At 62.9% G+C, this 8,187-nt stretch carries 15 protein-coding genes and 2 pseudogenes; 16 read left to right on the forward strand and 1 reads right to left on the reverse strand.

All coding sequences use genetic code 11. From position 1 onward, the window contains the following. Together NN5_RS23065 and NN5_RS23070 are read left to right on the forward strand one after the other, a co-directional pair. Nucleotides 1-190, forward strand: a pseudogene (locus NN5_RS23065) (hypothetical protein); the annotation flags it as partial. Between the two features lie 64 nt (nucleotides 191-254). Then, nucleotides 255-662 (forward strand): hypothetical protein, encoded by a 408-nt coding sequence (locus NN5_RS23070; RefSeq protein ID WP_067738827.1) that lies wholly within the window; start codon nucleotides 255-257, stop codon nucleotides 660-662. Nucleotides 663-682: 20 nt separating this feature from the next. Here the strand turns inward: NN5_RS23070 and NN5_RS23075 are convergent, their stop codons facing one another. After that, entirely contained in the window at nucleotides 683-1,423 is a 741-nt protein-coding gene (locus tag NN5_RS23075) for a hypothetical protein (RefSeq protein WP_067738829.1), read from the reverse strand. A gap of 49 nt (nucleotides 1,424-1,472) precedes the next feature. Here NN5_RS23075 and NN5_RS23080 point away from each other — a divergent pair, with 49 nt between their 5' ends. The 14 genes and pseudogenes from NN5_RS23080 to NN5_RS23135 form a co-directional block, all read left to right on the forward strand. Next, a complete protein-coding gene (locus NN5_RS23080; RefSeq protein ID WP_067738832.1) occupies nucleotides 1,473-2,111 on the forward strand; it encodes a DUF1419 domain-containing protein in 639 nt (212 codons plus the stop codon). Between the two features lie 86 nt (nucleotides 2,112-2,197). After that, complete coding sequence (locus tag NN5_RS26110) at nucleotides 2,198-2,341, forward strand: hypothetical protein (RefSeq protein ID WP_157081296.1); 144 nt, start codon at nucleotides 2,198-2,200, stop codon at nucleotides 2,339-2,341. 54 nt (nucleotides 2,342-2,395) lie between these two features. After that, nucleotides 2,396-2,575 carry a hypothetical protein gene (locus NN5_RS23085; RefSeq protein ID WP_067738835.1) on the forward strand — a complete coding sequence of 60 codons (180 nt, stop codon included), beginning with the start codon at nucleotides 2,396-2,398 and terminating at the stop codon, nucleotides 2,573-2,575. Nucleotides 2,576-2,578: 3 nt separating this feature from the next. Then, nucleotides 2,579-2,809: a hypothetical protein gene (locus NN5_RS23090; RefSeq protein ID WP_067738838.1), complete on the forward strand. Its 231-nt coding sequence runs from the start codon at nucleotides 2,579-2,581 to the stop codon at nucleotides 2,807-2,809. Between the two features lie 3 nt (nucleotides 2,810-2,812). Next, nucleotides 2,813-3,085 carry a hypothetical protein gene (locus NN5_RS23095; protein ID WP_067738841.1) on the forward strand — a complete coding sequence of 91 codons (273 nt, stop codon included), beginning with the start codon at nucleotides 2,813-2,815 and terminating at the stop codon, nucleotides 3,083-3,085. A 275-nt stretch (nucleotides 3,086-3,360) separates the two neighbouring features. Further along, on the forward strand, nucleotides 3,361-4,530 hold the full coding sequence (locus NN5_RS23100) for a phosphoadenosine phosphosulfate reductase domain-containing protein (RefSeq protein WP_067738844.1): 1,170 nt from the start codon (nucleotides 3,361-3,363) through the stop codon (nucleotides 4,528-4,530). Beyond that, the gene (locus NN5_RS23105; RefSeq protein ID WP_067738847.1) at nucleotides 4,527-5,003 is read left to right on the forward strand and encodes a hypothetical protein; all 477 of its coding nucleotides are present in this window, start codon (nucleotides 4,527-4,529) and stop codon (nucleotides 5,001-5,003) included. Before NN5_RS23100 ends, NN5_RS23105 begins: the two co-directional genes overlap by 4 nt. A gap of 87 nt (nucleotides 5,004-5,090) precedes the next feature. Further along, entirely contained in the window at nucleotides 5,091-5,840 is a 750-nt protein-coding gene (locus NN5_RS23110) for a hypothetical protein (protein ID WP_067738849.1), read from the forward strand. Nucleotides 5,841-5,842: 2 nt separating this feature from the next. Next, nucleotides 5,843-6,058, forward strand: a complete 216-nt coding sequence (locus NN5_RS23115; protein WP_067738852.1) for a hypothetical protein — start codon at nucleotides 5,843-5,845, stop codon at nucleotides 6,056-6,058. 50 nt (nucleotides 6,059-6,108) lie between these two features. Beyond that, nucleotides 6,109-6,636, forward strand: coding sequence for an RNA polymerase sigma factor (locus NN5_RS23120; protein ID WP_067738855.1), 528 nt, complete (start codon nucleotides 6,109-6,111; stop codon nucleotides 6,634-6,636). Nucleotides 6,637-6,681: 45 nt separating this feature from the next. Further along, nucleotides 6,682-6,843 carry a hypothetical protein gene (locus tag NN5_RS26115; RefSeq protein ID WP_157081297.1) on the forward strand — a complete coding sequence of 54 codons (162 nt, stop codon included), beginning with the start codon at nucleotides 6,682-6,684 and terminating at the stop codon, nucleotides 6,841-6,843. A 176-nt stretch (nucleotides 6,844-7,019) separates the two neighbouring features. Beyond that, on the forward strand, nucleotides 7,020-7,220 hold the full coding sequence (locus NN5_RS23125; RefSeq protein WP_067738856.1) for a hypothetical protein: 201 nt from the start codon (nucleotides 7,020-7,022) through the stop codon (nucleotides 7,218-7,220). Between the two features lie 201 nt (nucleotides 7,221-7,421). After that, the gene (locus NN5_RS23130; RefSeq protein WP_067738859.1) at nucleotides 7,422-7,721 is read left to right on the forward strand and encodes a hypothetical protein; all 300 of its coding nucleotides are present in this window, start codon (nucleotides 7,422-7,424) and stop codon (nucleotides 7,719-7,721) included. An 86-nt stretch (nucleotides 7,722-7,807) separates the two neighbouring features. Beyond that, a pseudogene (locus NN5_RS23135) lies at nucleotides 7,808-8,187 on the forward strand (hypothetical protein); the annotation flags it as partial.

Here is an 8,187-nt window from a genome sequence, read left to right on the forward strand (position 1 = left end):
CGCCGCTCTCGAGCGGTCCGGTTTCTTGACCCGCCGCAGGCATCCCGGGAATCACGTTTACGTCTTTCCCTTGACCAAGGCTGCGCGGATAGCGGCCGGCAAGGTCCCGAGCCTGCCTTATCCCGCGCTCGACCGCACCACGACCCGCGGCGATGTCACCGCGTTGCCGCTGCTCCGCCTCGCAGCGTGAGCCATCCTCGCGGGCCAACCCAATCTGGTTTCCGCTGCGCCGGTAAAACCCTCAGGAGAATGTCATGGCAGACTGCATCACCGACAACGGCTGGACGCTCCATTACACCATCGGTCACAAGCTCGCCGCCAAGGTCAAGTCCGGTGACCTGGTTCACCTGCCTGGTGATCGCGGCGACTTGCTCGTTCTCGGGGGGCGAGCACCGCTGCGCGCCGAGGACAGTGGATGCGTGATCGTCCGCAACGCAGTCAACGGAGCCGCCGACACGTTCGAAGCCCGCCCAGGCGCGTTGGGTCTGGTCTGGATCAGTGCCGCCGGCGGCTGGTCAGAGTCACCGGAGGATGCCCAACTTCCCACCCGCTACAACCAGGAGGCCGTCCAACGGCAAATCGAGCGCGACCGCCGCCGCCACCGGATCAGCAAGAAGGAAGAGCGGCTGATCCATGCCTTACTGAAAGGTCGTGGGGGTTGATCGCCTGCTAATCGTTCGCCTCAGCCGGGACCATGATCGACAAGCTCCAGGAACAGCAGCGAATGCAAAGCGAGAGGAGCCCCGATCACACAATCTCGAAAGCTCTCAGGACGCTGAAACACCAAGGCAAAGCCACGGTTCTCAGTCCCCATGTCGGTAATCACGCGCACAATATCCCGCTGATCATGCGCATGGGTCTCGTCGATTGCAAACAATCCCGACGGCACGTCCTCAGGCGGAACAGGCGCCGTGCGCGCCGATCCCGACCGCGAGTTATCGATGATCCGAAGCGGGGTCAGCCGCTCCAGCAAACAGGTCTTACCGGCACGCGACGGCCCGATGATAACGAGGATGCCGCCCCGATCCATATACTTACGCAACTGGCCGTGGAGTTCCAACCAGTCGGGACAGCCCTGGCGATGACCGGGCGCTCTGACTCTATGCCACCACCAATGGCTGAATGGGACGGGCACACTCCTGATTTCCATCCAGGCACCATATACCCGCGCAACGGCGTCGTTGCTGACATAGGGACCGGAAGCGATCAAGCGTCTCGGGCGTGCCGCCATAATCTGCCAACCATGCCGGCGCTGCCAATGCCACGTGCGATGCTCCTTCCGGCCCGGTCGAATATATGTCCCAATAGACGGGGCCAAACGGATTTCATGGATACCGATCGAGTTAGCCTCGTGCCGGTTCTGCTCATGTCCGACCGGGCCGCTCAACTCCGGCCTTCCGAGCCGCCGCCAAAAGATCTGCATACGGTAGCCGGATCCGGTCGGGCTGCCCTTTCCTGCAAGGACTATCACCATGACCAGCTATCCCGAGTTTCGCAAGATCCTCGACGGCGTCGCCACGCGCCAGCAGATGTTCGAGCTATTCAACGCGTGCCCCGAGGGGTGCGATGAGGATTGTATTCGCGGCACCCATTACACCGGCCGTTGGTTCGAGATCACGGAAGACGATTACGAATCCATGTTTGAGGTTCTGCCGCCGATTTTCCTCGGCACAATGATGTTCGCGATGTCGGAAGCCAAAGCCGGCACGATCCGGTATGTCTTCTTCGCGATCACCATCCTGGGCCGGCAGCGCTGGTTCCACGGTTATTGCGACATGGCAGATCGCAACAGCCCCCATCTGATGCGCGCCGCTATCCTCGCTTCCGAAACCAACGCGCATGACGGCTTCATGACCCGCGAGGAAAAACTGGAAGCCATATGGGAGAATACCGATCCAGACTTCCGCGGGATCGCCTCCGATTCGCCCGCTGATGCTTGGCCCTCCGAGTATCATGGCAGGAAAACCATCGTGATCTACGAGGCAGCCCGCGGCACCGTCCTCAAGCTGCTCGACCATCTTACCGACTTCGAGATCGAGGAGCGCCTGTATCTCACCCGGCCAAAGCGCCTTGGGACGTGCGCCGCTTCTGCCGACGTTCTCCCACGCTGACGCGCCCTGCGCCATCCATTCGCCAGAGAACCGCTGTTCGCGCTTTCAGTCAAGCGATGCCACCTCAAGAAAGGCACCCGAACGAGATGGAAAAGTATTTGATCTGCTACGGCGCCGAGAACGAATTCTGGCTCTGCGATGCCGATGACAAGAACCACGCTCTCGAACAATTCGAAGCTGCCCAACTCGACGGCGAGGTCAACCACGTCTTTCTGTGCGAGGAGATCTGAGGGTTTGAGCGCACGGTCTCGCCCCTCGCATTCCCCGAATTGACGGAGGATCCCATGAACGATGACGAATTCGACGAACTGGTCGATGACGCCACCCACGCCGTCAACGACCTCATTCCCGATCGATATCTCGACAGCCTCTCGCCCGACGAGCGCTCGAACCTGCTCGTCCAGATCAACGATGCCCTGACCCCGATCCTGCGTGACCTGATCGGCTGGGAGCCGGAGGACTAACCCATGAAAATCAGAAAGATCACGCTCGAAGTGACGATCTTGCTTGAACGGTGCGACGAGGCTCGTTTCAGCACATTATCGCTCGCTGAGATCGCCCAGGAGATGGACGACGGCGCCTTCATCGGCGCCATGCCCTCCCACCTGTCCGAAGACGTCCCGCTGGACCGGCTCGAAGAAGAACTCCTCGCGCTCGGAAACGACGGCAGCTTTTTCGACTATCTCAGGGAGGACTGACCCATGGGCAAGCGCCATCACGTCCATGTCTACGCCACAGTGCGTGTCAAGGTCGCCGTCGATGCCGACGACCATGCCCAGGCTATGCGGCGGGCGGACCACCTGCTCTTCGACAACGGCTTCGCGGTCCGCCTGACCCCCAATGCCGATGCCGTCGTCGACGCTGAATATGCGGACGAGGTCACCGGCTATCTGGTCGATGAGGCAGACGATCCCGAACACCTCCGTTCGCGGTCCTACGGCCCCGACTATGAACCTCAAGCGGGCGGGAGGTGACCGCTCAAAAGGTCAGGATCGTGCAGACATTTCGCGTCGGGCGCTAGAATATCGTCGACGTGGAAACGCCTGATCAGGCGGACGTGGCCGACCTTCAACGGGGACGCGAGGCTCCCAGCTTCGGCGCCCCTCTCTGGCAATCCCGATGGGGCCTGGAACAAGAAGAAGTCCTCCCTGGCTAAAGCGCCTCGCCCGGCAGCACGGAAGCTATGTCCAGCGAAGGGGAGGAGGGGCGGGAGCAATGGTCCCGCATCGGGGCATTCGGAGGCCCTCCCATGATCCCTGCACACCCAAATCCCCTTTCACCGGCCGTCGATCAGCTCGTGCTCGATGCCGTGCGGCGCGAAGCCTGGTTCGCCTTCAACCTTTCCGGCGGCAAGGATTCATCGATGGCCGCCCTCGCGGCGATGCTGCTGCTCGACCGCTTGGGCCATCCACGCGAGCGGCGCATTGCCGTCCACGCCGATCTCGGCCGCGCGGAGTGGGACTCCACCCCGGATATGGTCGCCGCGATCGCAGAATTTCTTGGGCTGCCGCTGATCTTTCTCCGTCGCAAGGCCGGCGACATGGTCGCCCGCTGGGAACAGCGCTTCTACAGCGGCAAGCTGCGCTACCAGGCCCTCGAAACCTACAATCTAATCGGTCCGTGGTCCTCGTCGTCCCTGCGCTTCTGCACCTCGGAACTGAAGGTCCAGGTCATCGGTCCCGATCTTGCGCGGCGCTTCCGTGGCGAGACCATCGTCTCGGTCATCGGGCTTCGCCGCGACGAGAGCACCAGCCGTCGCGACACCCCTGTCTCCTGCCTGGACCACCGCTTCGCTAAGCCGGGCAACCCGGCCGGGACCCGGATGATCCGCTGGCACCCCGGCGTCGACTGGACGGCCAAGGATGTATTCGACGCCCACGCCGCCTACGGCCTGCCGCTGCATGAGGCCTATCGGGTCTATGGTGCCACCCGGCTCAGCTGCCGCTTCTGCGTCCTCGCGTCCCTCCATGATCTGACCGCTTCGACCTGCGCGGAGTCGAACCACGATCACTATCGCCAACTCGTAGCCATGGAGGCGAATTCGACCTTCTCCTTCCAGCCGGGCCGCTGGCTCGCTGATGTCGCGCCCGATCGACTTCCCGTCGCCATGCGACCCGCAATCGCAGCCGCCAAACAGGACGCCGCCCTTCGACGCCGTATCGAGGCAGACATGCCGGCGGGCCTACGCTTCGTCAAAGGCTGGCCACCCCGGCTTCCAACCCTCGCCGAGGCACACGAGATCGCAACCGCCAGAGCCCCTATTCTCGCGCGCCACAGTCTCGCCAACCACTACCCAACCGCATCTGCGGTCCGCGAACGCTTCGCCCAGCTCCTGGCCGCCCAGGAAAGGCGACGGTCCTGTTCGGCGAAGGGGAGCGGGCGGGATGCAGCGAGCATCGAAAGGAGGCTCGCCACATGAAGATCGAACTTCGCAAGCTCCGGATCGCCAAGCAGCTGTCCGAGGAATCCACCGCTTATTCCGCCGAGATCTGGATCGACGGGGAGCGCGCCTTCCTGGCGAGCAACCGCGGCACCGGCGGCTGCGATTTCTACCAGCCCGTCGGACGCCACACGGTCCAGGACGTCGATGCCTGGCTTCTCCAGAATCGGTCCACCGTCGCCTATCGCGGACTCGGCGTTCCGAACGACCTCGAAACCGAGGTCGCCATGCTCATGGATGGCATCGAGGTGACCAAGCGCCTCAAACGGCTGATGCGGACCAACATCGTCGCCATCAAGGACAATGAGGTCGTCTCCTATCCGCTGAAGGGCCAGGATCCCGAAAAGCTCAAGGCCGCGCTTCTGGCCCGGAATCCGGCGCTCGCCATCCTCGACACCGCGGACTCCGAACGCATGGACCTCGCGGTGAGCCTGATCGTGGCCGCCTGCTGACGACCCGGCGACCCGCCTTCGCAATCACCATCCATCCCGGCCGCTTCCGGCGGGCGGGCCCGCTCCACCAACGGGGAGGTTCCTGCCATGGACTTCTATCTCGTCAACGGGACGCATTTTGCAAATCCCGCGCAGCCGCGCCGCCTCTTCGCCCATCCACTGCGGGCGGCCGAAGCTGCGATGGACCTGGTCAACTGCTTGCGCGCCGATCTCGATCCCGTCGCGCTGCCACCTGCTGTCGCCGGCAGCTGGTTCGAGGCTCTCTCCGAGGCGCAACGCTATCGCCTGGCCTCCCAAGGCATTCCGGTCGCCGGCATCGCCGAGTGCGATCTTCCCGATCTCGCGGAATTCGACGTCTGGATCGAGGTCCATAGCGTCGATATCTCAACCGGACGACAAATCACCGCTCAGGCGACCTTCGACGAGGTCGAGCGCGACGCCATTCTCGCAGCGCTTCGTCTATTGCAGGCGCGCGGCTGTCCGACCGAGCTGCTCGACATCGCAACCAACGGCGAAAGCCACGCGATCCTGTCGGACGATGCGATCGACATCCTCTGCGAGCGCCTCAACACCGCGGGCTACGGCCGACTTCCTCGGGTCGTCGTGACACTCGAGGGTGGCCTCGTCTCCGGCGCCGTCGCGGACCAGCCGGTGAATCTCCTCGTCATCGACTATGACGTCGAAGGCGCTACCGACGATGAGATATCGGAGATCCCCCAGGACAATGGCCGAACAGCCGGAGCAATCGCGAGCTTCTGGACCGGCGCCGCGATCACCAACGACCCGGCCTGGATCGACGCGGCGATTGCGGCGCTCGACGGTGCGGGGGACGCTTGACCATGCAACGCTTCTTCGTGACCGCCCGGTTCTGCACGCGCAGCGGCCGCGCCGCCCAATGGTCCGGCACCATCTCCGCTCCTGATATCGGCGCAGCCCTCAAAGCTGCCCGGGAACGCGTTGAGCGGCGCCACCGCGGCGCGACCAAGCTCGACATCCGAGCCGTGGCTGGCCCTGTCGTGCCGAGTCCCGACCCCGCGCAGGGCAGGACGGACTGATCTCCTTCCCGCCTCAGCCCTTGTCCTCATCCCATCCGCCGAGAGCCGCCATGACTCAAGCCGATATGCTCGCGCTCCTCCGGGAGGCACTCGAATTTCTGAACGACCACCCCAACTTCGGCCTTCGCCGCGATCCGCGCCGAACCAGCTATAAGCTGGCAGCACGCATCGACCGTTATCTCACCGTAACGGCCGCAACCAACACCAACCATGCCGCCGTGGCCGTCGCCCGGGTCCGCTGGGCCGAGAGCGCCTCGGTCCGTATCGACGCCGATGAGCTGGAAACCCGAAGCGATGTCGAGGGCCACTGGGTCCGGGGCTGGGTCCATGTTGCGGCCGACTGGCTCCCGATCGACAGCGAACCACCCATCGCCATCGATCCCGCCGTCTATCGGGCCGCAGTGATGAAACTGCCGCCCATCACCCGCACCATATTCCTCCTCCACCGGGCTGACGGACTTTCCTATCGCGCCATCGCCGATCGGACCGGCCTCCCGATTGAGACCGTTGAGCAGCAGATCGCCCGCGCGCTGATCCTGCTCGAACGTAACCTCCGGCCCGATGAACCCATCTCCTGAGGATCCTCGACCGCCTTCCCAACATCCTGCAGCAAGGAGGCCCCTATGATCAAAGCAGCTGAACTGAAGCGCTGGCTGGAAAGCCTTTCCGAGGATGCCGACATCGCCATCGACGACGGCGGCCTCGCACTCGTCGAGCTGGACGAACACGGGAATGACACTGGCGCCTATCTGGAGGTCGGCGGCATCCCCGACGAATCCGACTAGCCGAGCCGGTTCGGCCGCGATCGGCGAACCCAATCCACTCTTCATATTCCGCACGATCGAACGCGCCGTCGCCGAATGCCGCGTGGATCGCAATGAGATCATGCCGCGGTCTGAGTCAGCTCACTCCAATTTCCGAGACGTGCTCGATCCCCTTCGGGCGAAACAGGAGGGCTAAAATGAAACACCGAATCAAAGTGGTGCAGGTTCTTCGGGTTGAAAAGTCCACCATCGTCGAAGTCGATGCCGATAGCGTCACGGACGCGATCGAGGCGATCGGTTTGGGCAAGGTAGACTTGCCTTCTGCCTCTGACGACATCGGCAACGTCTGGGCTGTCGAATGTGAAAGCCTTGAGAACGAGGAATATTTCCCCGCCTAACGGGCGCCGCTTCGGCGCGTCACAAGACAGGAGGCTGCTCATGCTAGCGCGAGAATTGTTTGAAGTCGTCGCATCGGATGAAGGCTGGACCGACGCCACGCAAGTCGAAGTTCTCCTTCAATACATCGAAAATCAACAGTCGTGCGCTGCGTTCGAGGACTTCCTCGCGCAGCTCCGCACAGAATAATGGAGGCAACTCCAATGAGCGCACGTATCTGCCGTGGCCTTGTGCTGAACGTCCCTGAGATCTTCGCCGACAGCCGCTTCCAGGAGTGGCTCAATAATGACGAACGCAAGTTCACATGGCACCGAGGAGGACCGGTCGACGAGTGGTCGGATGTCATCGTTCTCATCGATCCCAGCCTAACCGGCGAAGGCAGCGACTCCGACATGCCCGCCGAAATATGGAATCGGATAGTCGACGAATGCCGACGGGTTTTCAGCCCGGAACTATCCCCGGCCCATCACTATATGGTCCGATTAACCAACCTCGAACGGTAAACTGACAGACACGCCTCCAGGCCAACCGCATCCAAGCGGAGCGGGGAGGGGGAACGGATCGCGCGAACCGCAGTGGGAGCGCATCCGTGGCCCAATATCCGATCGACCTTCGCCAACTCGGGCCGCTGACGCCCGACCCAGCCCTGCACGGCCAGCTAACAGAGCGCCCACCGGTGCTCGCAGCCTGGGGAGGTGGCGTGAACTCCACCGCCATGATCATCGAACTGGTTGCTCGCGGAGAGCCCCCCGATGCAGCCCTGCTTGCGGAGATGCCCGAGCGGCCGGAAACCCTGGAATATATCCCGATGTTCCGGCGCTGGATGGACGACCATGGCGTCCCCAACGAGACTGTCAGTTATACCCCCAAACGCTTCAAACATTGGCCGCCCTACTATAATCTGCTGGAAAATCTGCTGACCAACGGCACGCTGCCGTCGATCAGCTTCGGCCGGCACTCTTGCAGTTT

This window comes from Novosphingobium naphthalenivorans NBRC 102051, from assembly GCF_001590985.1.
GTDB classification, from domain to species: domain Bacteria; phylum Pseudomonadota; class Alphaproteobacteria; order Sphingomonadales; family Sphingomonadaceae; genus Novosphingobium; species Novosphingobium naphthalenivorans.

Excerpts from the sequence above, each read along its gene's own strand:
- NN5_RS26110 (WP_157081296.1), top strand. The coding sequence starts at position 2,198 with ATGGAAAAGTATTTGATCTGCTACGGCGCCGAGAACGAATTCTGGCTC.
- NN5_RS23095 (WP_067738841.1), top strand. The coding sequence starts at position 2,813 with ATGGGCAAGCGCCATCACGTCCATGTCTACGCCACAGTGCGTGTCAAG.
- NN5_RS23070 (WP_067738827.1), top strand. The coding sequence starts at position 255 with ATGGCAGACTGCATCACCGACAACGGCTGGACGCTCCATTACACCATC.
- NN5_RS23105 (WP_067738847.1), top strand. The coding sequence starts at position 4,527 with ATGAAGATCGAACTTCGCAAGCTCCGGATCGCCAAGCAGCTGTCCGAG.
- NN5_RS23130 (WP_067738859.1), top strand. The coding sequence starts at position 7,422 with ATGAGCGCACGTATCTGCCGTGGCCTTGTGCTGAACGTCCCTGAGATC.
- NN5_RS26115 (WP_157081297.1), top strand. The coding sequence starts at position 6,682 with ATGATCAAAGCAGCTGAACTGAAGCGCTGGCTGGAAAGCCTTTCCGAG.
- NN5_RS23110 (WP_067738849.1), top strand. The coding sequence starts at position 5,091 with ATGGACTTCTATCTCGTCAACGGGACGCATTTTGCAAATCCCGCGCAG.
- NN5_RS23125 (WP_067738856.1), top strand. The coding sequence starts at position 7,020 with ATGAAACACCGAATCAAAGTGGTGCAGGTTCTTCGGGTTGAAAAGTCC.
- NN5_RS23100 (WP_067738844.1), top strand. The coding sequence starts at position 3,361 with ATGATCCCTGCACACCCAAATCCCCTTTCACCGGCCGTCGATCAGCTC.
- NN5_RS23085 (WP_067738835.1), top strand. The coding sequence starts at position 2,396 with ATGAACGATGACGAATTCGACGAACTGGTCGATGACGCCACCCACGCC.
- NN5_RS23075 (WP_067738829.1), bottom strand. The coding sequence starts at position 1,423 with ATGCAGATCTTTTGGCGGCGGCTCGGAAGGCCGGAGTTGAGCGGCCCG.
- NN5_RS23080 (WP_067738832.1), top strand. The coding sequence starts at position 1,473 with ATGACCAGCTATCCCGAGTTTCGCAAGATCCTCGACGGCGTCGCCACG.
- NN5_RS23120 (WP_067738855.1), top strand. The coding sequence starts at position 6,109 with ATGACTCAAGCCGATATGCTCGCGCTCCTCCGGGAGGCACTCGAATTT.
- NN5_RS23090 (WP_067738838.1), top strand. The coding sequence starts at position 2,579 with ATGAAAATCAGAAAGATCACGCTCGAAGTGACGATCTTGCTTGAACGG.
- NN5_RS23115 (WP_067738852.1), top strand. The coding sequence starts at position 5,843 with ATGCAACGCTTCTTCGTGACCGCCCGGTTCTGCACGCGCAGCGGCCGC.